Source organism: Nocardioides nitrophenolicus, assembly GCF_016907515.1.
In the GTDB taxonomy this organism is placed as follows: domain Bacteria; phylum Actinomycetota; class Actinomycetes; order Propionibacteriales; family Nocardioidaceae; genus Nocardioides; species Nocardioides nitrophenolicus.
This window is the reverse complement of the sequence record NZ_JAFBBY010000001.1, coordinates 1,312,769-1,335,951: the sequence shown is the minus strand read 5'-3', so window position 1 is coordinate 1,335,951 and position 23,183 is coordinate 1,312,769. Positions and strand designations below refer to the sequence as shown.

Below are 23,183 nucleotides of genomic sequence, written 5' to 3'. Positions count from 1 at the left end.
CTTAGTTGAGGCGGGTGAAGGGATTCGGGCCCGCGCCCCGGCTCGCCGTACCCTTGACCGGTCATGAGCGCCACCGCAGAACAGCCGAGGACCTACGAGGTCCGCACCTACGGGTGCCAGATGAACGTCCACGACTCCGAGCGCCTCTCGGGCCTCCTCGAGGACGCCGGCTATCTCGCGGCGGCGGAGGGCGAGCAGGCCGACGTCGTCGTGTTCAACACCTGCGCGGTGCGCGAGAACGCCGACAACCGGCTCTACGGCAACCTCGGCCACCTGGCGCCGGTCAAGGCGAAGCGGCCCGGCATGCAGATCGCCGTCGGCGGCTGCATGGCGCAGAAGGACCGCGACACGGTGGTGAAGAGGGCGCCGTGGGTCGACGTGGTGTTCGGCACCCACAACATCGGGTCGCTGCCGGCGCTCCTCGACCGGGCGCGCAGCCAGCAGGAGGCGCAGGTCGAGATCCTCGAGTCGCTCGACGTGTTCCCGTCGACGCTGCCGACCAAGCGCGAGTCGGCGTACGCCGCGTGGGTGTCGGTGAGCGTGGGGTGCAACAACACCTGCACCTTCTGCATCGTCCCGAGCCTGCGCGGCAAGGAGAAGGACCGCCGGCCGGGGGAGATCCTCGCCGAGATCGAGGCGCTGGTCGCCGAGGGCGTCTCCGAGATCACCCTGCTGGGCCAGAACGTCAACGCGTACGGCGTCGAGTTCGGCGACCGGCAGGCATTCTCCAAGCTGCTGCGCGCGTGCGGCGAGATCGAGGGCCTGGAGCGGGTGCGGTTCACCAGCCCCCACCCGGCCGAGTTCACCGACGACGTGATCGAGGCGATGGCCGAGACGCCGAACGTGATGCCGAGCCTGCACATGCCGCTGCAGTCCGGCTCCTCGAAGGTGCTCAAGGACATGCGCCGCTCCTATCGCCAGGAGCGCTTCCTCGGCATCATCGAGCGCGTGCGCGCCGCGATCCCGCACGCCGCGATCACCACCGACATCATCGTCGGCTTCCCCGGTGAGACCGAGGAGGACTTCCAGGAGACCCTCAAGGTCGTCCGGGAGGCCCGCTTCGCCGGCGCCTTCACCTTCCAGTACTCCAAGCGCCCCGGTACGCCGGCCGCCACGCTGCCCGACCAGGTCGACCAGGCCGAGGTGACCGACCGCTACAACCGTCTCGTCGAGCTGGTCAACGAGATCACCTGGGACGAGAACAAGCAGCTGGTCGGTCGTGAGCTCGAGCTGATGGTCGCCGAGGGCGAGGGCCGCAAGGACGCCGAGACCCGCCGGCTCTCCGGACGCGCTCCCGACAACCGGCTGGTCCACTTCGAGGCCGACTTCGCGGCTGTCGACGGCGAGCCGCGCCCCGGCGACATGGTCACCGTCCAGGTCACCTACGCCGCGCCCCACCACCTCGTCGCCGACGGCCCGGTCCGCGCGCTGCGCCGGACCAGGTCGGGTGACGCCTGGGAGCGGCGCACCTCCGAGCCGGCGGCCCCGAAGGGCGTCGGCCTCGGGATGCCGTCGGTCGGCGTGCCCGCGCCGCTGCCCGACGCGCCCGTCTGCGGCTGAGGCCGATGGCTGCCGACGCGCCCACCATCGTCGCGACCTCGGGCGGGGTCGTCCCCGGCGCCCGGATCAGGTGGTCGGTCGGCCCGCTGACGACGTACGCCGTCGACCTGGCGGGGGTGAGCGGCCGCGCGCCCCGGGTGTGCTTCCTGGCCACGGCCTGTGGCGACCAGCCCGCGGTGGTCCGCGACTTCTACGACCTGGCTCAGGAGGCGGGCTTCCACGGCAACCACCTCTCGCTCTTCGCGATGCCCAATGTGGACGACATCCGAGAGCACCTGCTCTCGCAGGACGTGATCTGGGTCTGGGGTGGCAGCGTCGCCGGCCTGCTCGCGATGTGGGAGCTGCACGGCGTCGGCGAGGTGATGCGCGAGGCCTGGCAGGCGGGCGTGGTGCTGACCGGCGTGTCGGCCGGCTCGATCTGCTGGCACAGCGGCGGCACCACCGACTCGTTCGGTCCCGACCTGCGCCCGGTCACCAACGGCCTCGGGCTGGTGCCGTGGTCCAACGGCGTCCACTACGACTCCGAGGAGCAGCGACGCCCGCTCTTCCAGGAGCTGGTCGCGGCGGGCACGCTCCCGACCGGCTACGCCACGGACGACGGCGCCGGGCTCCACTACCGCGGCACCGAGCTGGTCGAGGCGTTGACCGAGCAGCCCGGCAAGGCGGCGTACCTCGTCGAGCGGGGTCCCGACGGCGGCGCCGTCGAGACCCGGCTCGACACCCGGCTGCTACGCGGGTGACTCCCGCTCGGGCGGCACGTCCGGGTTGCCCCTGGTCGCCTCGGTGTCGGTGTCCTCGGGGGTGACGGTCTCGGCGGGCAGCTCGTCGTCGGTCGCGGGATTGCGCTGGGGCGCGAGGTCTCGCGGCTCGGTGCTGTAGGCCCCGTCGCCGCCGACTCCCTCGATCCGGTGCGGACCGCCCGGCGGCGGCGCCGGCGGCTCGGTGACCGGATCGGGTCGGGGTGGAAGCTCCTGGTCCATGACTCTCCTCTCGACGGGGAGCACCTGGAGGAGTGGTAACCGGACGCCGCGATCCCACACGGCCGCGCCGGGCGCGGAGATCCGGAGGGCCGGTCAGAAGCCGTGGTGGCTCAGTGCGGGCAAGTCGCCCCGGCGCAGCCCGGCGAGGACCACGGCTTCATGCGGTACGACGGGCTCGGGCAGCGCGTCGAGGCGGAACCACCGCAGGTCCGCGCACTTGGCGGGCTCGACGATCCGCGGCTCACCCGACCAGGACCGGGCGGTGAAGAAGAAGTCGACCCGCTCGTCGATCGGCAGGTCGTGGGCGGTGCGCTGCATGGCGGTCGCGAACCTCAGCTCGAGGTCGGCGACCGCGATCTCCTCCAGCGCCTCGCGGCGCGCGGCGGCCTCGGCGGTCTCGCCGCGCTCGACGTGCCCGGCCGCGGCGGCCGCCCAGAAGCCGTCCATGTAGCCGGTGTTCTGCCGCAGCTGCAGGAGCACCTCGGTGCCCGTCCCGCTTCCCGGGTCGGTCTCCCGCAGGAGGAAGACATAGGAGGCGGGGACCACGGCGAACCGGGTCCTGCCGGTCACGGGGTCCTGGACGGTCACCGAGGCGCTCGCTTCTGCCGGGCTCGGCCGGTCAGCTGATGTCGTCGTTCTTGCCGTCGAGGGAGTCGAGGGCGTCCTTGGCCTTGTCGGCGCCGAGGTCGATCTTGTCGTCGAACTTGCCACCGGTCTTGTCGGAGGCGAAGTCGGCCGCCTTGTCGACCGCGTCGCCGATCTTGTCGCCCTGGCTGTCGACCGCGTCGGTCAGCTTGTCCTTGGCGTCATCGAGAAAACCCACGAGAAACCCCCATCGGTGAGATGTACGACGACCCGATCTGGGTCACCGCGGTCACCCTAGAGGATCAGGGTGTCGGCGGGGCGTCGGCCGGCGGAGGGGTGTCGTCGCCGTCGTCGAGCTTGCCGAGCGCGTCCTTGGCCTTTCCGGTCGCGTTCTCGATCTTGTCGTGGTACTTGCCGCCGGTCTTGTCGTCGACGAAGCCCGCAGCCTTGTCGAGGCCGGACTCGATCTTGTCGCCGTGCTTGTCGACCGCCTCGCCGACCTTCTCGGTGACGGTGTCCTTGGCGCCCTTCAGCTTGTCCAGGAATCCCATGCTCTGCTCCTCGTGGTCCGGCCGTGGAGGTGCTCGGGCGAGCCTCCATGGGCCGCTGGATGTGGGTCATTGACACACTAATCCCATGCCGGAAACGTCCACCACGCCGCCGATCGTCGCGATCGTGGGCCCGACGGCCAGCGGCAAGACGTCGCTCTCGCTCGACCTCGCCGCCGAGCTGGCCGGGGAGGTGGTCAACACCGACGCGATGCAGGTCTACCGCGGTATGGACATCGGCACGGCGAAGCTGCCACCCGCCGAGCGCCGCGGCATCCCGCACCACCTGCTCGACACCCTCGACGTCCGCGACCCGGCCACGGTCGCGGAGTTCCAGGGCTGGGCGCGCGCGGCGATCGCCGAGCTGCGCGGTCGGGGTGCCACCCCGGTGCTGGTCGGCGGATCCGCGCTCTACACCAGGGCGATCCTGGACCGGTTCGAGTTCCCCGGCACCGACCCGGAGGTGCGGGCCCGGCTCGAGGCCGAGCTCGCCGAGGCCGGCAGCCCGGCGCTGCACGCCCGGCTGCGGGAGCTCGATCCGGAGGCCGCCCGGCGGATCGAGGTGGAGAACGGCCGTCGGGTGGTGCGCGCCCTCGAGGTCATCGAGATCACCGGCGCCCCGTTCAGCGCGAACCTCCCCGTCCAGGAGTACGTCGATCCCCACACCGTGCAGCTCGGCGTCGCCATCGACCGCGACACGCTCGACGAGCGGATCGCCGTACGGACCCGGGAGATGTTCGACGGCGGACTGCTCGACGAGGTCGCCGGACTCCTCGACGAGGGGCTCGCCGAGGGGCGGACCGCCGCGCTCGCCATCGGCTACCGCCAGGCGATCAGCGTCCTCGCCGGCGAGCTGAGCGTCGAGGAGGCGATCGAGCGGACCGCCGTCGCGACCCGGCAGTTCGCCCGGCGCCAGCTCGCGTGGTGGCGCAAGGACCCCCGGATCACCTGGCTGGAGTACGACGACCCGGAGCGCGTCGCGAAGGCGCTGGCGGCGATCGGGGCGGCATGATGCCCTGGTGACCGACGTCGTGCCCCCGCCTCCGTGGCGCCCGAGCCGGCGCCAGCTCGGGATCGGCCTCGCCGCCGTCGCGACGCTGGCCGTGCTGGCGAGCCCGCTGGTCGTGTGGTGGGTCGGCTACCGCGCGACCCTGGCGGTGGTCGCCTTCGCCGGCGTGCCCGACTGCCGGGGCACCGAGCCGGCGGCGGTCGACGACGCCTTCGGCTCGGCCGCGGCCGACGGCGGCTTCCGGCGGACCGCGATCACGATGAGGCCGGGGTCCGCGTGCACCCTGAGCGTCAAGGTCGTCAACGAGTCCGGTCACGACATCGAGGTCGGGGGCTCGCGGATCGACGGCTTCGGCGGCGGTACCGGGGCCGCAGTCACCGACAGCTCCTTCGGTGAGGCGCGCACCCTCGCCCCGGGCCAGGAGATGGTGCTCTGGATCCGCGTCGAGTACCGCGACCCGCGGTGCGACGGCGGCGGGCAGGTGGGGCTCGGGCTCGAGCCGACCGTCCGGCTGCGGGACACCATCGCCACCCACGAGCTCGTGGTGGCCGGCCTCCCGCTCATCCGCGCGTCCTGCGCCGGCTGACCGCTCAGAGCCGCCGCAGCGCCGACTCCGCCGCGTTGAAGCCGCCCATGCCGTGCACCCCGCCCCCCGGCGGCGTCGCCGACGAGCACAGGTAGACCCCGGGCACTCCCAGGGCATAGGGATCCAGCGCGGGGCGCGGCCGGAACACGATCTGGCGCGCGGTGTTCGCCCCCGCCGAGATGTCGCCGCCGACGTAGTTGGCGTCGTAGGCCTCCCAGTCCGCGGGCCCACGGGTCGCGACCGCCAGCACCCGCTCGCGGAAGCCGGGGGCGAACCGCTCGATCTGGCCGAGGATCGCCTCGGTCGCGTCCCCGGGGTAGCCGTGGGGGACGTGGGCGTAGGCGTAGACCGGGTTGGCCGATCCGGCGGAGCGCGTCGGGTCGCACAGGTACTGCTGGCCGAGCAGGACGAACGGCCGGTCGGGCATCCGGCCGCGCACGGTCTCCCTCTCGATGGCTGCGATCTGCTCGGCCGGGCCGCCGAGGTGGAGGGTGCCGGCGCGGCGGCAGGCCTCGTTGGTCCACGGGATGTCGCCCTCGACGGCGAGGTCGACCTTGAACGCGGCCGGGCCGTAGGAGTAGCGGGACAGCGAGCGGCGCACCCGCGCGGGGAGCCGGTCGCCCACGATGTCGAGTACGCCGGCCGGTGCGGTGTCGAGCAGGACCAGGTCCGGTGCCTCGCCGACCAGGCCGGGCAGCTCGTCGAGCGAGGTGACCCGGACGCCGGTCACCACCCGCCCGCCGTACGACGCCAGCTCGGCCAGCAGCGCGCGGGTGATGGCCTCGGTGCCGCCCTCGGCGACCGGCCACCCGACCGCGTGGGCGGTGCCGGTCAGCATCAGGCCCACGGAGCCGCTCAGCGGGGTGTCGAGCCGGCCGAAGGCGTGCGCCGCGACGCCCATGAACAGCGCCCGCGCCGGGGTGTCACGGAACCGGGCGGCGGTCCAGGTCGCCGGCAGCAGCGCCTTGGCGCCGAACCGGCCCAGGGTGAGCGGGTGGCGCGGCAGGTGGACGACGGGCTGGAAGACCTCGGCCATCAGGTCGTCGAAGTGGCGCACGATGGGCTCGAAGGTCCGCCGCCAGCGCGCCCCGTCGTCGCCGAGCGAGGCCACCGAGGCGTCCAGGTCGCGGGCGGCGACGCCGGCCCGGCCGTCGTCGAGCGGGTGCGCGAGGTCGATCTCCGGCCAGCGCCAGCGCAGGCCGTGGCGCTCCAGGCCGAGCGAGGCGAAGAACGGCGAGGCGACGCCGGTGGGGTGGAAGGCGGCGCACTCGTCGTGGAGCAGGCCCGGCAGGGTGCGCTCGCTGGTGCGGGTGCCGCCCCCGGGACGGTCCTGCGCCTCCAGCACGGTGACGGCCAGGCCGGCCTGGGCCAGCCGGATGGCGGCGGCGAGCCCGTTGGGTCCACTGCCGACGACCACGGCGCTGCTCATCGGCTGCTCATCGGCTGCTCACGACACTGCATCCTTGCGGCGGTACCCGGACGCGGTCCAGTCCACCCGCAGCGGCACCGGGCCGTTGGGCAGCCACGGCTGCTCGCGGACGCAGTCGCGCACGTCCCAGCTGCCGCGCTCGACGACGCCGAGCGCGGCGTCGATCACCCGGTACTCCTGGGGCCGCGCCCTCCGCCACGGCGTCGCCTGCGACTCGCAGTAGGCGACGACCAGGTCGCCGGGCTCGAGCCCGAGCCGCTTCTGGACCGCTGCGATCAACCGCTCGTCGTGCAGGTGACCGTCGCCGAAGTTCCAGCCGACCAGGATGTTGCACATGAACTCGCCCTCGCGCACGTCACGGGTCTCGAGGTCGTCGAGGTGCTCGATCAGCACCGAGAACAGGCCGCGGCCCTGGCTGTGCATCGAGCGCCAGGCCAGCGCCTTCTGCACGGTCATCTCGGCCTCGTCGGGGGTGTAGCTCATCCCGGGCATCCGCTGCAGCTGGTCGTTCTGGGTCTCCACGAGCAGCAGCTCGTTGAGCCGCTGCTCGACGCCCGGCTTCATCGCCCACACCGCGGAGGCCCAGTTGCCGGCGTACTGGCGCATGGAGGGCAGGAACGAGACCAGGTCGGGCCGCAGGTTGCCGAGCACCGGGCCGAACAGCAGCAGCACGAAGACCGGGATCAGCAGCAACGGCTGGGAGAACTCCCAGAGGTTGTACGTCGACGCGTGGAAGCCGTCGCCGAAGCCGCCCCACAGCACGATCGCGATGTAGCCGAAGTAGACGTTCCACTCCAGCGGCACCGCCAGGGGGAAGGTCGAGGTGATGAAGATGTGGAAGACCAGCATCGCGACGGCGCCGAGCAGGGCGACGGTGTCGTTCGTCGTCGTGAGCAGGACGACGGGGATGATGATCTCGACGGTGGTGCCGCCGACGTGCGCCATGAACCAGGCGAGTCGGCTGGGCCGGAGGTCGTCGGGCGCGCGGCGGTAGTGCAGTCGCTTGACCACGTTGAGCTGGCCGGGGCTGTTGGAGACCATCGGTGGGACGACGTTGACGAAGTGCTCGCCGATCTTGGAGACGCCGGCGCCGATCCACACGACGCAGATGATGATCTTGAACGCGACGACGAGGTCGACGAAGTCGGCGCCGCTCGCGCCCTCGCGCAGCGCGAGCGCGCCGAGGGTGGCGGAGAACAGCATGATCGGCAGGTACTGCTCGGAGCGCGCGGCCAGGAAGACCACCTTGTCGCGCAGGCCCATCAGCGGCATCGTCACCAGGATCGGCAGGAACGCGAGCGGCGGGACCAACTCCTGGGGCCCGGTGCCGGCGGGCACGAAGGGCACCGCCTCGGCGTGCACGAGGAGCGGGAGGACGAGGCTGGCCAGCACGGCGAGGTACAGGACGACGTCGAGGACGGTCCGCTCGTCACCGCCGGTGCCGGGAACGTGCCGGCCCCACGGGGCCATCCGGATGGTGCCGGGACGCAGCCAGTAGCGGATGTTGCCGAGCATCGGCGCGAAGTGGCCGCACAGCGGGCCGAAGGCGCCGCCGAGGCCGATCACCTCGAGCAGCATCAGCCAGATCGCGAGCTTCTGGTAGACGACGATGTTGTCGAACCAGGTGCTCGGGTCGGTGAACGCGACGTGCTCGGTGGTCCACGACGTGATGGCCAGGCCGACGGCGAAGTAGAGGCCGAGCATCTTGAGGATGTAGACCACGTGCAGCATCCGCGGGGTGTTGAAGCCCTCGGTGACCCAGTTCGTGCTCAGGACGCGGATCCGCTCCTGGAACGGCAGCGCCAGGAACTCCGCGGGCGGCATCGGCTCGGGCGCGGGCTTGAGGAATCCCATGTCAGGCTCCGCTCAGTCGGGCCCGCAGCGCGGGCTTGTCGATCTTTCCGACGGGGTTCTTGGGAAGAGCATCCAGCACGTGGAGCGCCACCGGAACCTTGATCTTCGTCAGCTCCGCGCGGCAGCGCGCGAGCAGCGCGTCGACCTCGAGCGCCGCACCGGGCCGGGCGGAGACGAAGCCGACGACCACCTCGCCGTACACCGGGTCCGGGCCGCCGACGACGGCCGCCTCCAGGACCTCCGGGGCGGCGTGCAGGACGTTCTCGATCTCCTTGGGGTAGATGTTCTCGCCACCGCGGATGATCATGTCCTTGATCCGGTCGACGATGCGCAGGTAGCCGTCCTCGTCGAGGATCCCGACGTCGCCGGTGTGCAGCCAGCCGTCGCCGAGCGTCTCGGCCGTGGCCTCGGGGCGGTTGAGGTAGCCGCGCATCACGTTGGCGCCCTTGATGACGACCTCGCCCCGCTCGCCGTCGGTGACGAGCGTGCCGTCCGGCGCCATGATCGCGACCAGTTGGCCGGGCAGGGCGGGACCGACGGTGCCCGGCTTGCGGAGCCCGTCGACCGGGTTGCAGGTCGACGCGCAGGTGCCCTCCGAGAGCCCGTAGCCCTCCACCACCGGGAAGCCGAAGCGCTCCTCGACCGCCGCGAGCAGGTCCGGCGGCGCGGGCGCGGCGCCGCAGATCGCGAACCGCACCGAGCTCACGTCGGGCGCGATCTCCTCGGGGAGAGCGACCAGGTGGGCGTAGATCGTCGGCACCGCGGAGAAGTACGTCGGCCGCCCGCTCTCGATCGCCCGCAGGAACTCGACGGGGTGGAAGCGCTCCAGCACCGTCAGCTGCGCGCCCGCCGACATCGGGGTCAGGAAGCTGACGCAGATCGCGTTGACGTGGAAGAGCGGCAGCACCAGCAGACAGTGGTCGTCCGGTCCGATGGCGATCGCCTCGCCCATGCTGCCGATCATCGCCTCGAGGTTGCCGTGGTCGAGCATCACGCCCTTCGGGCGGCCGGTCGAGCCGCTCGTGTAGACCAGCAGCGCCAGGTCGCCGGGCCGCGTGGTGGCGGGCGGCAGGGTGCCCGCCGGCGTGGTGGGCAGCTCGCCGACGTTGTCGGCGTCGATGACCAGGATCGCGCCGGAGTCGCCGACCTGGTGGCGCGCCTCGGTCGCGGTGAAGGTGGGGTTGACCGGCGTCGCGGCGGCGCCCAGCCGCCAGGCGGCCATGATCGCGACCAGCAGCTCCACCCGGTTCGGGAGCATCACCGCGACCACCGCGCCCGGGCCGACGCCCCGCGCGGCGAGGTGCTCGGCCGCGGCGTCCACGCGCTCGGCGAACTGCCGGTAGGTCAGCTCGGTCCGCTCGTCGCGGACGCACGGGCGCTCGTCGTACGCCGTGGGGCGGTGCCAGGGGAGGTGGTCCAGGGTCATGCCGGAACGCTAGGTCCGGCGTACCGGCGCGCTCTTGGTCTCCGGAACCAAAGTCGTCCTCCGGATTCGGGGTCGGGCGGCCAAGGCGACGGGATGTCCCGCTCTGGCACCATGACGTGACCGCCGTCACCGTTGGTGCGGGGGACCGAAGGAGGCGAGTCGTGTCGGACCCGGAGACCGAGCTGCAGCGGATCGCCGTCCTGCTGGCCGAGCGCCATCGCGAGCTCACCGCCGAGCTGGTCGACGCCTTCCGCGAGCGGATCCCGGAGCTGCCCACCGACCCGGCGCTGGTCGAGCTCCTGGTCGGCAGCTCGGGGGCCAACCTGGAGACCTTCGTGCACCTGATGCGCGGGCACATGAAGGTCGAGGACGTGCACGCCCCGGTCGCGGCCGTGGAGTACGCGCGCCGGCTCGCCCAGCGCGGCACCTCGCCCAGCGCCCTGCTGCGTGCCTACCGGATCGGCCAGCAGCTGATCCTGCAGTGGGCGCATGCCCAGCTGGTGCGCGTCGCCGACCCGACGCTGGCGCTGCGGACCGCGCAGCTGCTGACCGACACCTCCTTCCGCTACATCGACGCGGTCTCCGAGGACGTCGTCGAGGCCTATCAGGCCGAGCGCGAGCGGTGGCTCGCCAACCGCAGCGCGGTCCAGCGGGAGACGGTCGAGGCGCTGCTGCGCGACGAGCGACGCGACGTCACGACCGCCGAGTCCTCGCTCGGGTACCGGCTGCGCCAGCACCACCTCGGCCTGGTCCTGTGGACCGGTCCCGGCGCCGGCGACCTCGCCGCCGCCGAGCGCACGGTCGGCGCGATCGCCGAGCGCCTCGGTGCCGGTCATCCGCTGTTCGTCCCCCGCGACCGGGAGACGGCCTGGGCCTGGGTGCCGATCGGCCGGGACGCCGCGACCGACCCGGACGCCATCGAGGACCTGCTCGGCGCCCGCGACGGCCAGGTGTCGGTCGCCGTCGGCCCGGTCGGCGCGGGGGAGCCCGGCTTCCGGACCAGCCACCTCGGCGCCGCCGCCGCCCAGCAGGTCGCCCAGCTCGGCCAGTGCCCGCCCGGCCACGTGATCCGGTACGACGACCCGACGGTCCGCGCCGCGGCCCTGCTCTCCCGCGACCTGCCCGTCACCCGCGAGCTGGTCCGGCGCTCCCTCGGCTCCCTCGCCGAGGACACCGACGGCGCGGCCCGCCTGCGCGAGACGCTGCTGGCGTTCCTGGAGGAGCGGGAGAGCTATGTCGCGACCGCCGCGCGGGTGCACCTGCACAAGAACACGGTCAAGTACCGCGTCGACCGGGCGGTCGAGGCCCGCGGCCGGCCCTTGGGCGAGGAGCGGCTGGACCTCGAGCTGGCGCTGATCGCGTGCCGCTGGCTCGCGCCGGAGGTGCTGCTGCGGCCGGCGGGCGGCTGAGCAAGAACGGTCAAGCGCCGTCGGCCGACCGCCCAGCACACTGGACCCATGACCGGCCGTGACCGCCTCCGCGAGCTCCTCGACGCGGTCCTCGACGAGGACCACCGCACCTTGGGCGACATGGCGGGCGGGGCGTTCGCGTCGCCGTACCACTTCACTCGGGTGCTGACCCGCGCCGCCGGCGAGGCTCCCGTCGCGATGCGGCGCCGGGTGATGCTGGAGCGCGCGGCGTGGCGGATCCGCGGGGGCGGGAACGTCACCGATGCCGCCTGGGAGGCGGGCTACGAGTCGCTGGAGGGGTTCAGCCGCGCGTTCGCCCGGGCCTACGGGCATCCGCCGAGCGAGGCCACCGCCGACGTCGGCAGCGTCTGGCTGCCCGCCGCCAACGGCATCCACTTCCATCCGCCCACGAGCCTGTGGGTCCGTGCAGGAGAGCAGACGATGAGTCCCGTCACCGACCAGATGATCCGGCACGACCTCGACGACACCCGGGTGCTGATCGAGCTCGCCAAGGGGCTGGCCGAGCCCGCCTGGCGCGAGGTCCGTGCCCCCGGCCACCAGGTGGCCGCCTGGGAGGGACCGGAGGAGTCGCTCGCGGCGGTGCTGGAGCGGACCGTCTTCGCCAAGGAGGTCTGGCTGGCGGCGATCGAGGGCGCCGACTTCCCCGACGTCGACCGCGAGCCGTCTCCCGCCGGCCTGCTGGAGAGGCACGACGACGCCGCCGCGCGCTGGTTGGCCGCGGTCCGCGACATCGACCGCCGCGACGCCTGGGACGACCGGATCGTCGACGCGCTCTGCGAGCCGCCGGAGTCGTTCGTGCTGAGCAGCATCGTGGCGCACGTGCTGACCTTCTCGGCGTACCGCCGCCAGCTCACCCGGGTCTGGCTGCGCGCCGCCGGCGTCGACGCCGACGACGGCGACCCGATCACCTGGCTGCGCCGCGACCTCGGAGAGGACCACCGATGAGCACCGTCTACTACACCGCCACCACCCTCGACGGCTTCCTGGCCGACCCCGACGACTCGCTGGCGTGGCTGCTGCGCCAGGACCTCGACGAGTCGGGTCCCCAGAACTATGCGACCTTCATCGCCACCGTCGGCGCGCTGGTCATGGGCTCGACCACCTACGAGTGGGTGCTCGCCCACCTCGCCGAGACCGGCGAGCCCTGGTACTACACCCAGCCGACCTGGGTGCTCACCAGCCGTGACCTGCCGGTCCCCGAGGGCGCCGACGTCCGCTTCGCGAGGGGCCAGGTCCGCGACCTGTACGACGACCTGCGCGCCGCCGCGGGGGAGCGGGACCTGTGGGTGGTCGGTGGCGGCGACCTGGCGGGCCAGTTCGCCGACGCGGGCCTGCTCGACAGCGTCGTCGTCTCGATCGCGCCGGTCGTGCTCGGCGCCGGCCGCCCGCTGCTGCCGCGCCGCCTCGACCTCAGGCTCGAGGAGACCGCGCGCAACGGCGCCTTCGTCACGGCCCGCTACACCCTCGACGGCCCGCTCCTGGAGGACCGGCCTACCGTGGGCGGGTGAGCTGGACCGAGATCACCGACGCCGCCGCCCTCGCCGCCCTGCTCGGCGTACCCACCGACGCCGCCCGCGACAAGGAGCGGACGGCGCTCACCGATACCGACCGCGACTGGCTGGCGGCCTCGCCGTTCTGCATGATGGCGACCGCCGACGCGGCGGGGCGCTGCGACGCGTCCCCGAAGGGCGACCCGGCCGGCCGGCTGGTGCACGTCCTCGACGACACCACGATCGCCATCGCGGAGCGGCCGGGCAACCGCCGCGCCGACGGCTACCGCAACATCCTCGCCAACCCCCAGGTCGGGCTGAACTTCCTGATCCCCGGTCGCGGCGACACGCTGCGCGTCAACGGCCGGGCCCGGCTGGTCAGCGAGGCGCCGTTCTTCGACGCGATGGTGGTCAAGGGCCACCGCCCCCTGCTCGCGGTCGTGGTCGAGATCGAGACGGTCTTCTTCCACTGCGCGAAGGCGTTCCTGCGCTCCGAGCTGTGGCGGCCCGAGACCTGGGCGCCGGAGGCGCGAGTGCCCCGCCGGGCCGTGCTCGCGCAACGGCTGGAGCGTCCTGACGATAGTCTCGAGGAGCTCGACGCCCACTACGGCCCGAGCTACGCCGAGCGTCTCTACCGCTGAGCGCCCCGCATCGAACTCTCGGAGGTTCCCATGGGTCGTACGACGATCGCCGGGCTGGTCGCCGCCCTGCTCCTGGTGCTGATCCCCGCCGCGGTCGCGCCGGCCGGTGCCGCCGCGAGAGCCGACCGGGGCTGGACCACGGTGCACCAGCGGGTGGGCGCGAAGATCCAGGTCTGCCAGCGCCGCGAGAACTGGGGCTGGGGCCTGCAGATGCGGCTCGACGCGCGCAAGGCCCGGAAGTCGGTCAAGGCACGCGTCCGCGTCCAGTACCTGGCGCAGGGGATCTGGGACACCTTCCCCGGATCGTCGTCCGCGTGGCGCCGCCGCGGGATCGACGAGCTCCAGAACTTCGGGTCCGGGAGCAAGACCTCGGTGCAGATCAAGGTCCGCATCCGCACGCGCTCCGAGAAGCCGCCGCTCACCGACTGGATCGACGTGAGCAACCCCAAGCGCTGCCCCTGAGTCAGCTCCGGAGGAAGTCGACCAGCGCGGGCTCCGGCTCCGCCACCGTGGAGACGTTGGCGAGCGTGACCACGCCCAGCAGCACCGCACCCACCGCGGCGATGCCGGCGGCGGCCCGACGGCCGCGGCGCCCGGCCCGCAGGGCGAGCCACGCCAGGACCAGGACGGCGCCGCCCGCCAGCAGCACCATCGCCAGGTGGTAGAGCGCGAAGTCCCGCACCAGCGCGGCGAACGCGGGCGTGCCCGACGACGTCAGCGCGACGTCGGCGGCACCGGAGGACAGCATCGACAGCAGTGAGGAGAGTGGGGCCACGGCGCCCTGCACGTTCGCGACCAGGACGACGGCCGCCAGGGTGGCGAGGGCGAGCAGGACCACCCGGCCCGGGCCGCGTCGTACCCCGTCGAGGGCGATGACCAGGGTCCCGAGCAGCGCCGCCGCGGCGACCGCCTTGACGATGTGGAAGGCCGCCCAGTAGCGCACGGCGTCCGCCAGCTCACCGGTCACGGCGCCGTCGCCGGCGCGCCAGTGGTCGGCGAACGCGCCGGGGAGCGCGTCGCGGAGCGCGCCGACGTCGGAGAAGCCACCGGTGAGCAGGCCGGCCAGCAGCTCGGGCGCGAGGACGACGGCGACCACGAGCGCGCCGGTGGCCAGGGTGAGGGTGCGGGTCATGAGCACGACGCTAGGAGCGGGCCGGCTCGCGCCGCGTCGGTCCGTGGGCGGATCCGGCCGCCGCCGCGTCCACCCGTGGTCCCACTACGCTGGACGCGTGTACCCCTTCCTCAAGGGCCACGGCACCGAGAACGACTTCGTCCTGCTGCCCGACCCCGACGGCTCCGTCCACGGCGAGCTGAGCGCCGCGCGGGTCCGCGCGCTCTGCGGCCGCCGGGCCGGCCTCGGCGGCGACGGGGTGCTCCGGGTGATCCGCACCTCCGCGGTCGGCGACGCCGGTGCCGGTCAGGACGCCACGTGGTTCATGGACTACCGCAACGCCGACGGGTCGGTCTCGGAGATGTGCGGCAACGGCGTGCGCGTCTTCGGGCGCCATCTCGCCGAGCAGGGCCTGGTCGACCCGGCGGCGCCGGTCCCGGTCGCGACCCGCGCCGGGACCAAGGTGCTGACCTTCGCCGGCGGCGCCGCCGACGGCGAGATCACCGTCGACATGGGCATCCCGAAGGTGCTCGAGGAGACCTCGGTCGCGATCGGCGAGCGCTCCTGGCCGGCGCTCCACGTCGACATGGGCAACCCCCACGCCGTCGCCTTCCTCGGCGAGGGCGCCGACCTCGCCGACGTCGGCCCGCTGCTGGAGGCCCCCCGCCACGACCCCGCCGTCTACCCCGCGGGCGTCAACGTCGAGTTCGTCGTACGCCGGGCGCCGGGCCACGTCGCGATGCGGGTCCACGAGCGCGGCTCCGGCGAGACCCGGTCCTGCGGCACCGGCGCCTGCGCGGTCATGGTCGCGACCGCGCTGGCCGACCGAGCCCCGCGGGACACGGCGTACCGGGTCGACCTGCCGGGCGGCACGCTGCGGATCACCTGGACCGCCGACGACCGGATCCTGATGACCGGCCCCGCCGTCGTGGTCGCCGAGGGCGTCACCGATCTGTGACGGTGACCCGATGGTGACCCGATGGTGACACCGACGGTGTCACCATCGAGCCCGGGTCCTATGCTCCCGACCATGGAACTCACCGGATCCTCCGCCATCGTCACCGGCGGCGCCTCGGGCATCGGCGCGGCCGCCGCCCGGGCCCTCGCCGCCCAGGGCGCCACCGTCGTGGTCGCCGACCTGCAGGCCGACAAGGGCGAGGCCCTCGCCGCCGAGATCAACGGCGTCTTCGCCCAGGTCGACGTGACCGACACCGAGCAGATCGCCGGCGCCGTCAGGGCCGCCGCCGAGATCGCGCCGCTGCGCGCCGTCGTCAACTCGGCCGGCATCGGGTGGGCCCAGCGCACCATCGGCCGCGACGGCCAGCTCGAGTCGGCCCACTCGCTCGAGGCGTTCACCAAGGTGGTCGCGATCAACCTGATCGGCACCTTCGACATGGTCCGCCAGGCGGCCACGGCGATGAGCCAGAACGAGCCCGACGAGGACGGCTGCCGGGGCGCGATCGTCAACCTCGCCAGCGTGGCGGCCTTCGACGGCCAGATCGGCCAGGCGTCGTACTCCGCCTCCAAGGGCGGCGTCGTCGGCATGACCCTGCCGGTGGCCCGCGACCTCGCGGCGTCGGGCATCCGGCTCAACACCGTCGCACCCGGCCTGATCGACACCCCGATCTACGGCGAGGGCGAGGCCGCCGAGGCGTTCAAGGCCAACCTCGGCCAGAACGTGCTCTTCCCCAAGCGCCTCGGCACGGGCGCCGAGCTGGCCAGCATGGTCATCGAGTGCCTGACCAACTCCTACATGAACGGCGAGGTCGTCCGCGTCGACGGCGGCATCAGGATGCCCCCGAAGTAGTCCGCGTGCGGTGGGTGCGGGGGCGGCTCAGCCCTCGCACCACATCGCGCTGAACGCCCCCTGGGTCGAACGGCGCTCGGTGACCTTGCCGTCGACCGTGATCGTGCAGGTCACCGGCTGGTCGACCCGCCCCTGCTGGCCGAACACCACCGCATAGTCCGGGTTGCCGTAGACCGTCGTGCTCAGCGACCAGGTGCTCTCCAGCACCTTCGCGGCGCCGCGGTCGTTCTCCACGCTCGTCGGGATGATCCAGGCGACCGTGCCGAGCTGGCCCTTGGTGCTCATCGTGATGGTCAGCTGGTGCTTCGGCAGGTGTGTGTAGGAGCCGGCGCCCTGCAGTCCCGGCGGTACGCCGAGGCCGCCGGTGTGCCCTCCGAACAGGTCCGCCGCGTCGGTGGTCGTCGCCGTCGCCGACGGTGGCTCACTCGGCTGCGCCGTCGTCGGGACCTGCGTCGGCTCCTCCCGGACGCCGGAGTCGGGGTCGACCGCGCTCTCCCGCGCCCCCGGGCGCAGGAAGAGGAAGCTGCCGACGATGACGATGACGATGACGGAGGCGAACAGCATGAAGGTCCTGCTCTCGCCCCCCGGCCGTAGAGCACGCACACCACGCCAACGACCGGACCCCGCGCCTCGCTATGGGCAGCCGGCGTGTTCCGTCCCACGGTGTCCCTCCCGTGTTCACCGACGCGCAGCGTGCTGCTCAGGGTGCGGTCGTCGCCGGGCGGTTGCCTGACGCAACGTGACGCTGCTCTGGGACGACCAGACCCGCCTGACCGGCCGACTCGGCGAGCTCCGCGTCGGCCGTCGTACGACGATCGTGGCCGGCCTCTCCGGTGCGTCGGTCCCCGCCCTCGGCATGCTCGGTCGCTCGCCCGCGTTCGTGGAGCGCCGGCGCGACCTGACCTCCGGCGTCCGCAGCGGCGAGGTCACCACCAGCTCCGCCGTGATCTGGTCGCGCGGCGTCCGGCCCAGCCGGCTGATGGTCCGTCTCCACAGCGACGGCCGGCACCGCCGGCTGGTCCGCGGGCCGTGGACCGACGAGCGGAGCGACTTCACCGCGCGGGTGCACCTCACCGACCTCGCGCCCGGCCGGCCCTACGACGCGAAGGTCTGGTTCGAGAGCCCGGACGGCGAGCGCAGCGCTCCCCAGCGACTGACCTTCGCGACCGCGCCGGTGCACGCCGCCGCGCAGTCGATCGTGTGGTCGGGCGACACCTGTGGCCAGGGGTGGGGGATCGACCGCGCCCGAGGTGGGCTCACGACGTACCGCACCATGGCGGGGCTGCACCCCGACCTCTTCGTCCACGTCGGCGACACCATCTACGCCGACGAGCCGATGGACGAGTCGGTGCTGCTGCCCGACGGCACCACCTGGCGCAACGAGTTGACCGAGGACGTCATGGCGGTCTCCGAGACCCTCGACCAGCTCCGCGGCCGGCACCGCTACCCGCTCCGGGACGACCACGTCCGCGCCTTCTACGCCGCCGTCCCGACCGTGTCGATGTGGGACGACCACGAGACCTGCAACAACTGGTGGCCGGGGGAGGTGATCGACGACGACAGGTACGGCGAGCGCCGGGCCGACGTCCTCGCCATCCGCGGCCGCCGGGCCTGGCAGGAGTACCAGCCGGTTCCGGTCAAGCGGCTGGTCGCGCCCGGAGGCGACGGCTTCGTCGGACAGCGGCTCTATCGGAGAGTCCCGCGCGGCCAGCACCTCGACCTGTTCTGCCTCGACATGCGCAGCTGGCGCGGCCCCAACCCGGACACCGATCCCGCCGTCGTCGCCGACCGCACCCAGGCCGGCCTGCTCGGCGCGGAGCAGGCGGACTGGCTGATCCGCCAACTGCGCTCCTCCAGCGCGACCTGGAAGGCGATCTGCGCCGACATGCCCCTGTCGGCGCCCACCAACCGGGTCACCGACCTCGACGGCTACGCCAACAAGGACGGCGGCCGTCCCCTCGGCCGCGAGCCGGAGCTGGCCCGGATCCTCTCGGCGATCAAGCGGCACCAGGTCCGCAACGTCATCTGGCTCACCGGCGACGTCCACTACACCGCCGCCTACCGCTACACGCCCGAGAAGGCGGCGTTCACCGACTTCGACCCGTTCTGGGAGTTCATCTCCGGTCCCGTCGCCTCCTCGCCGTTCTGGCTCAAGGACGACGAGCTCGACCGCACCTTCGGTCCCGAGGTCGTCTTCTCCCAGGGGGAGCCCGAGGTCGGCCGGCTCGACGTCGCCCCGCAGCCGACCAACCAGTACTTCGGCCAGCTCGACCTGGCCGCCTCGGGGATCCTCACCGTGCGGCTGTACGACGGCGCGGGGAGCGTGCTGTGGGAGCGGGCGCTGGAGCCGGAGGCGTAATCGGGAAGCATCTCGGCACCCTCGTCGTTACTCTGGATACGCCTATGACGAACCGTGCTGAAGACTTCACCCTCGCCGACGCCCTGCGAGCCACCGAGGGCTGGGACGACCCCGACACCGAATTCGACGACTTCGAGTCCGGGTACGCCGACGAGCCCGACCCCGAGGACCTGACCACCGGCGACCTCGACCTGGTCGAGCGCCACGAGCTGCGCCGGGTCGCCGGCCTGCGCACCGAGCTCGAGGACATCACCGAGGTCGAGTACCGCCAGCTCCGCCTGGAGCGCGTGGTCCTCGTCGGGGTCTGGACCGGTGGCGCGATCTCCGAGATCGAGAACGCGATGGCCGAGCTGGCGCTGCTCGCCGAGACCGCGGGCTCCGAGGTGCTCGACGCGATCTACCAGCGCCGCTCCTCACCCGACCCCGCGACGTACATCGGACGCGGCAAGGTCGACGCGCTGCGCGAGATCGTGCAGGCCACCGGCGCCGACACCGTGATCTGCGACGGCGAGCTCGCCCCGTCCCAGCTGCGCAACCTGGAGGACCGGGTCAAGGTCAAGGTCGTCGACCGGACCGCCCTGATCCTCGACATCTTCGCGCAGCACGCGAAGTCCAGGGAGGGCCAGGCGCAGGTCGAGCTGGCTCAGCTCAACTACATGAAGCAGCGGCTGCGCGGCTGGGGCGGCAACCTGTCCCGGCAGGCCGGTGGCCGGGCCGCCGGCGGTGACGGCATCGGTGGCCGTGGACCCGGTGAGACCAAGATCGAGACCGACCGGCGCCGGATCAACGACAAGATCGCCAAGCTGCGCCGCGACCTCAAGGTCATGAAGGGCACCCGCGACACCAAGCGCCAGGAGCGCCGCCGCAACGAGGTGCCGTCGGTGGCGATCGCCGGCTACACCAACGCCGGCAAGTCCTCGCTGCTCAACCGGCTGACCGGTGCCGGGGTGCTCGTCGAGGACGCGCTGTTCGCGACCCTCGACCCGACCACCCGCCGCACGTCCACCGCCGACGGGCGGGTCTACACGATGAGCGACACGGTCGGCTTCGTGCGCCACCTTCCCCACCAGCTGGTCGAGGCCTTCCGCTCGACCCTGGAGGAGGTCGCCGACGCCGACCTGATCGTCCACGTCGTCGACGGCTCCCACCCCGACCCCGAGGGCCAGCTGGCCGCGGTGCGCGAGGTGCTGGCCGAGATCGGCGCGACCGAGGTCCCCGAGCTGGTCGTCGTCAACAAGATCGATGCCGCCGACCCGGTCGTGGTCGACCGGGTGCTGCGTCGCGAGCCGCACTCCGTGGCCGTCTCGGCCCGCACCGGCGAGGGCGTCGCCGCCGCGATCGCCGCCGTCGAGGCCGAGCTGCCGCGCCCGCGGGTCGAGTTCAGCGCGCTGGTGCCCTACGCCCGTGGCGACCTGATCGACCGGATCCACAAGGACGGCGAGATCGGCACCCTCGAGCACACCGCCGACGGCACCCGCGTCACCGGCCGCGCCACCGAGGCGCTGGCCGGCGACCTCGCGGCGTACGCGGTCTGAGTGGGTCGGGTTCCCCGCGTCGTACCCGGCAATTCCGTTGCGATTTCCCCAATTCGGCAACCTGATTGCCGGGTACGACGGATGATCCCGGCGTGACTCGGCACCGGATCCTGCTCGGACTGCTCGCGCTCGTGCTCGCCACCGTGGCGAGCACCACGCTGCTGGCGCGCGCCGGCGCGCGCCCGGACCCGTGCGCGACGAAGCGGGAGCGGGCCGAGGAGAGGGGAGTGCTGGTGACCGGAGCGGGTGCGCGGGTGCTGGTGATCGGCGACTCCTACTCGGTCGGCGCCGGGGTGCGCCCCGACCAGTCGTGGCCGGTGCGGCTGCCCGGCCGGGTCCGCGTCGACGGCTTCTCCGGCAGCGGCTTCAGCGTGGGCGCGAGTCCGTGCGGAGACGTGTCGTACGCCACCCGGGCGGCCCGCGAGCGGCTCGCCGGCGTGGACCTGGTGGTCGTCGAGGGTGGCCTCAACGACGCCGACCAGCCTCTCGCCGACCTGGAGACCGGCTATCACCGGCTGCTGCGTGCCCTCGGCGACCACTCGGTGCTGGTCGTCGGCCCGCCGCCCGCACCCCTGCTTCCGTACGACGCCGTGGCGGCGGTCGACGCCCGTCTGGCCGAGCTCGCGGCGGCCCGGGCGACGCCGTACCTCTCGATGCTGGACGTCGAGCTGACCTACCAGCCGGACCGGCTGCACCCCGACGCGGCCGGGCACCGGGTGTTCGGCGACCGCGTCGCGCAGCGGGTGCGCGAGCTCCTGCGCTGAGCTGTGGAGGGGCGCGCGAGAACGTCGGCGCCACCCTCTAGGGTTTCCCGGTGACCACCACCGCTGCCGACCGCACCTCCCCGGTCCGCGACCTGCTCGCGACGGCGGTGGCGGCGCTCGGCGGCGAGCAGCGCGACGGCCAGGTCGCGATGGCCGAGGCGGTCGCCGACGCCTTCGCCGACAAGGAGCACCTCCTCGTCCAGGCCGGCACCGGCACCGGCAAGTCCCTCGGCTACCTCGTCCCCGCGCTGCTCCACGACCAGCGCGTCGTGATCGCCACCGCCACCCTCGCCCTGCAGCACCAGCTCGTCGAGCGCGACCTGCCCCGGCTGGTCAAGGCCGTCGGCACGGTCCCGGGCGTCGACGCGTCGTACGCCGTGCTCAAGGGGCGCTCCAACTACGCCTGCCTCCACCGCATCCGCGAGGGTGCTCCCGACGACCAAGGCGAGCTGATCCAGGCCGAGGACGCCATGGGCGCGATGGGCCGCAAGGTGCTGGCGCTGCGGGAGTGGGCCGAGCGGGCCGCCGAGGAGCGCACGACCGGCGAGCGCGACGACGCCCCCCGCCACACCGACAAGGAGTGGCGTCAGGTCAGCGTGACCGCGCGCGAGTGCGTCGGCGCGAGCAAGTGCCCCTTCGGCGAGGAGTGCTTCGCCGAGCGCGCCAAGGAGAAGGCGCAGAAGTCCCACCTCATCGTCACCAACCACTCCCTGCTCGCCATCGACGCGATCGAGGGGATCCCGATGATCCCCGAGTACGACGCCGTGGTGATCGACGAGGCCCACGAGCTCGCCGCGCGGGTGACCCAGGCCGCCACCGACGAGCTGTGGGCCGCCGAGGTCGAGCGGGCCGCCCGGCGCAGCATCCGCCACGTCGAGGGGGAGGAGGCCGAGGACCTCGCCGATGCCGCCGACGCGCTGCGGGCCGCGATCACCGACGCCCCGGCCGGCCGCTTCGAGGAGCTGCCCGAGGCGCTCGCCGACGCCCTGGTGCTCGTCCGCGACGCCGCGCGCGCCTGCGTGGGCGCCTTCCCCCGGACCGAGTCCGGCAGCGAGCCCGACGCGGCGATGACCCAGGCCAAGGGCATGGTCCAGGAGGTGCTGACGACCGCCGAGCGGATGGCCGCGAACTCCGAGGCCGACGTGCTGTGGCGCACCGAGGGCACCGACCGGATCCCGCCGATGCTGTGCGTCGCCCCGCTGCAGGTGTGGGCCCAGATGCGCGACAAGCTGCTGTCCGACAACACCGTCGTGCTGACCTCCGCCACCTTGATGCTCGGCGGTGACTTCGCGACCGTCGCCGGCTCGGTCGGGCTCAAGCCGTCGGAGCGGGTGGCCCCCGAGGCGCCCCGCTCGGACTGGCCCGACGACGCCCAGCCGTGGCGCGGGCTCGACGTCGGCAGCCCCTTCGACTACGCCAAGCAGGGCATCCTGTACGTCGCCCGCCACCTGCCCCCGCCCGGCCGTGACGGCCTGGGGCCGGCCCAGCTCGACGAGATCACCCAGCTGGTCGACCAGGCCGACGGCCGCACCCTCGGGCTGTTCTCCAGCCGTCGCGCGGCCGAGGCGGCCGCCGAGCACGTCCGCAAGGCGCTGCCCCACCTCACCACCCTCGCCCAGGGCGAGGCACAGCTGCCCGAGCTGGCCCGCCAGTTCGTCGAGGACCCCCACACCTGCCTGTTCGGCACCCTCGGCCTGTGGCAGGGCCTCGACGTCCCCGGCGACACCTGCCAGCTGGTGATCATCGACCGGATCCCGTTCCCGCGGCCCGACGACCCGCTGATGAGCGCGCGCCAGAAGGCCGCCGACCAGGCCGGCGGCAACGGCTTCATGCAGGTCGCCGCCACCCATGCCGCCCTGCTCCTCGCGCAGGGCGCCGGGCGGCTGATCCGCACCACCAGCGACCGCGGCGTGGTCGCCGTCCTCGACCCGCGGCTGGCGACCGCGCGCTACGGCTCGTTCCTCAAGGCCAGCCTGCCGCCGATGTGGCCGACCAGTGACCCCGCGGTGGTGCGCCAGGCCCTGGGCCGCCTCAGCGGTCGGGCCTGACGCACCAGCGGACGGTCAGTG

General features: G+C 73.1%; 24 protein-coding genes. 15 read left to right on the top strand and 9 right to left on the bottom strand.

What is annotated here, in order from left to right; genetic code table 11:
* Positions 1–63: 63 nt before the first annotated feature.
* Together miaB and JOD66_RS06560 are read left to right on the top strand one after the other, a co-directional pair.
* Positions 64–1,560: a tRNA (N6-isopentenyl adenosine(37)-C2)-methylthiotransferase MiaB gene (gene miaB, locus JOD66_RS06565; protein ID WP_204836098.1), complete on the top strand. Its 1,497-nt coding sequence runs from the start codon at positions 64–66 to the stop codon at positions 1,558–1,560.
* Between the two features lie 5 nt (positions 1,561–1,565).
* Positions 1,566–2,300 carry a Type 1 glutamine amidotransferase-like domain-containing protein gene (locus JOD66_RS06560; RefSeq protein WP_204836097.1) on the top strand — a complete coding sequence of 245 codons (735 nt, stop codon included), beginning with the start codon at positions 1,566–1,568 and terminating at the stop codon, positions 2,298–2,300.
* Here the strand turns inward: JOD66_RS06560 and JOD66_RS06555 are convergent.
* The 4 genes from JOD66_RS06555 to JOD66_RS06540 all read right to left on the bottom strand — a co-directional run bounded on the left by JOD66_RS06555 (position 2,289) and on the right by JOD66_RS06540 (position 3,676).
* Positions 2,289–2,540 (bottom strand): hypothetical protein, encoded by a 252-nt coding sequence (locus JOD66_RS06555; RefSeq protein WP_204836096.1) that lies wholly within the window; start codon positions 2,538–2,540, stop codon positions 2,289–2,291. The two genes, JOD66_RS06560 and JOD66_RS06555, sit on opposite strands and share 12 nt — an antisense overlap.
* Before the next feature lie 93 nt (positions 2,541–2,633).
* On the bottom strand, positions 2,634–3,128 hold the full coding sequence (locus JOD66_RS06550) for an NUDIX domain-containing protein (protein WP_307823347.1): 495 nt from the start codon (positions 3,126–3,128) through the stop codon (positions 2,634–2,636).
* A gap of 31 nt (positions 3,129–3,159) precedes the next feature.
* Positions 3,160–3,363, bottom strand: a complete 204-nt coding sequence (locus JOD66_RS06545) for an antitoxin (protein ID WP_204836095.1) — start codon at positions 3,361–3,363, stop codon at positions 3,160–3,162.
* A gap of 64 nt (positions 3,364–3,427) precedes the next feature.
* Positions 3,428–3,676 (bottom strand): antitoxin, encoded by a 249-nt coding sequence (locus tag JOD66_RS06540; RefSeq protein WP_204836094.1) that lies wholly within the window; start codon positions 3,674–3,676, stop codon positions 3,428–3,430.
* Between the two features lie 85 nt (positions 3,677–3,761).
* Between JOD66_RS06540 and miaA the strand changes: the two genes are divergently transcribed.
* A complete protein-coding gene (gene miaA / locus JOD66_RS06535; RefSeq protein WP_204836093.1) occupies positions 3,762–4,685 on the top strand; it encodes a tRNA (adenosine(37)-N6)-dimethylallyltransferase MiaA in 924 nt (307 codons plus the stop codon).
* A gap of 7 nt (positions 4,686–4,692) precedes the next feature.
* Entirely contained in the window at positions 4,693–5,268 is a 576-nt protein-coding gene (locus JOD66_RS06530; RefSeq protein ID WP_204836092.1) for a hypothetical protein, read from the top strand.
* A gap of 4 nt (positions 5,269–5,272) precedes the next feature.
* On the opposite strand, the gene JOD66_RS28970 is transcribed toward JOD66_RS06530, so the two are convergent.
* Genes JOD66_RS28970 through JOD66_RS06515 form a run of 3 tightly spaced genes read right to left on the bottom strand, consistent with a single transcriptional unit; the run spans position 5,273 to position 9,977 of the window.
* Positions 5,273–6,697: a phytoene desaturase family protein gene (locus tag JOD66_RS28970; protein WP_204836091.1), complete on the bottom strand. Its 1,425-nt coding sequence runs from the start codon at positions 6,695–6,697 to the stop codon at positions 5,273–5,275.
* 18 nt (positions 6,698–6,715) lie between these two features.
* The gene (locus tag JOD66_RS06520) at positions 6,716–8,551 is read right to left on the bottom strand and encodes a DUF3556 domain-containing protein (RefSeq protein ID WP_204836090.1); all 1,836 of its coding nucleotides are present in this window, start codon (positions 8,549–8,551) and stop codon (positions 6,716–6,718) included.
* 1 nt (position 8,552) lies between these two features.
* On the bottom strand, positions 8,553–9,977 hold the full coding sequence (locus JOD66_RS06515; protein ID WP_204836089.1) for a class I adenylate-forming enzyme family protein: 1,425 nt from the start codon (positions 9,975–9,977) through the stop codon (positions 8,553–8,555).
* 161 nt (positions 9,978–10,138) lie between these two features.
* On the opposite strand from JOD66_RS06515, the gene JOD66_RS06510 reads away from it, so the two are divergent.
* Genes JOD66_RS06510 through JOD66_RS06490 form a run of 5 tightly spaced genes read left to right on the top strand, consistent with a single transcriptional unit; the run spans position 10,139 to position 14,000 of the window.
* Positions 10,139–11,386 (top strand): PucR family transcriptional regulator, encoded by a 1,248-nt coding sequence (locus JOD66_RS06510; protein WP_204836088.1) that lies wholly within the window; start codon positions 10,139–10,141, stop codon positions 11,384–11,386.
* Positions 11,387–11,434: 48 nt separating this feature from the next.
* Positions 11,435–12,352 (top strand): helix-turn-helix domain-containing protein, encoded by a 918-nt coding sequence (locus JOD66_RS06505; RefSeq protein WP_204836087.1) that lies wholly within the window; start codon positions 11,435–11,437, stop codon positions 12,350–12,352.
* Positions 12,349–12,915 carry a dihydrofolate reductase family protein gene (locus JOD66_RS06500; RefSeq protein WP_204836086.1) on the top strand — a complete coding sequence of 189 codons (567 nt, stop codon included), beginning with the start codon at positions 12,349–12,351 and terminating at the stop codon, positions 12,913–12,915. Before JOD66_RS06505 ends, JOD66_RS06500 begins: the two co-directional genes overlap by 4 nt.
* The gene (locus tag JOD66_RS06495) at positions 12,912–13,538 is read left to right on the top strand and encodes an MSMEG_1061 family FMN-dependent PPOX-type flavoprotein (RefSeq protein WP_204836085.1); all 627 of its coding nucleotides are present in this window, start codon (positions 12,912–12,914) and stop codon (positions 13,536–13,538) included. The genes JOD66_RS06500 and JOD66_RS06495 overlap by 4 nt, the downstream gene beginning before the upstream one ends.
* Positions 13,539–13,568: 30 nt before the next feature.
* Complete coding sequence (locus tag JOD66_RS06490; RefSeq protein WP_204836084.1) at positions 13,569–14,000, top strand: hypothetical protein; 432 nt, start codon at positions 13,569–13,571, stop codon at positions 13,998–14,000.
* Between the two features lies 1 nt (position 14,001).
* Here JOD66_RS06490 and JOD66_RS06485 read toward each other — a convergent pair whose 3' ends face one another.
* Complete coding sequence (locus JOD66_RS06485; protein ID WP_204836083.1) at positions 14,002–14,670, bottom strand: hypothetical protein; 669 nt, start codon at positions 14,668–14,670, stop codon at positions 14,002–14,004.
* 97 nt (positions 14,671–14,767) lie between these two features.
* Here JOD66_RS06485 and dapF point away from each other — a divergent pair, with 97 nt between their 5' ends.
* Both dapF and JOD66_RS06475 read left to right on the top strand, forming a co-directional pair.
* Positions 14,768–15,607 carry a diaminopimelate epimerase gene (gene dapF, locus JOD66_RS06480; RefSeq protein WP_307823346.1) on the top strand — a complete coding sequence of 280 codons (840 nt, stop codon included), beginning with the start codon at positions 14,768–14,770 and terminating at the stop codon, positions 15,605–15,607.
* A 72-nt stretch (positions 15,608–15,679) separates the two neighbouring features.
* Positions 15,680–16,456 carry an SDR family NAD(P)-dependent oxidoreductase gene (locus JOD66_RS06475; protein ID WP_204836081.1) on the top strand — a complete coding sequence of 259 codons (777 nt, stop codon included), beginning with the start codon at positions 15,680–15,682 and terminating at the stop codon, positions 16,454–16,456.
* Between the two features lie 27 nt (positions 16,457–16,483).
* Here the strand turns inward: JOD66_RS06475 and JOD66_RS06470 are convergent, their stop codons facing one another.
* Positions 16,484–17,020, bottom strand: coding sequence for a hypothetical protein (locus JOD66_RS06470; RefSeq protein WP_204836080.1), 537 nt, complete (start codon positions 17,018–17,020; stop codon positions 16,484–16,486).
* Between the two features lie 175 nt (positions 17,021–17,195).
* On the opposite strand from JOD66_RS06470, the gene JOD66_RS06465 reads away from it, so the two are divergent.
* From JOD66_RS06465 to JOD66_RS06450, 4 genes are all read left to right on the top strand, one after another.
* Complete coding sequence (locus tag JOD66_RS06465) at positions 17,196–18,815, top strand: alkaline phosphatase D family protein (protein ID WP_204836079.1); 1,620 nt, start codon at positions 17,196–17,198, stop codon at positions 18,813–18,815.
* A gap of 44 nt (positions 18,816–18,859) precedes the next feature.
* Positions 18,860–20,350 carry a GTPase HflX gene (gene hflX / locus JOD66_RS06460; protein WP_204836078.1) on the top strand — a complete coding sequence of 497 codons (1,491 nt, stop codon included), beginning with the start codon at positions 18,860–18,862 and terminating at the stop codon, positions 20,348–20,350.
* A 92-nt stretch (positions 20,351–20,442) separates the two neighbouring features.
* A complete protein-coding gene (locus JOD66_RS06455) occupies positions 20,443–21,114 on the top strand; it encodes an SGNH/GDSL hydrolase family protein (protein ID WP_204836077.1) in 672 nt (223 codons plus the stop codon).
* A gap of 50 nt (positions 21,115–21,164) precedes the next feature.
* Positions 21,165–23,162, top strand: coding sequence for an ATP-dependent DNA helicase (locus JOD66_RS06450; RefSeq protein ID WP_307823345.1), 1,998 nt, complete (start codon positions 21,165–21,167; stop codon positions 23,160–23,162).
* Positions 23,163–23,183: the final 21 nt, after the last annotated feature.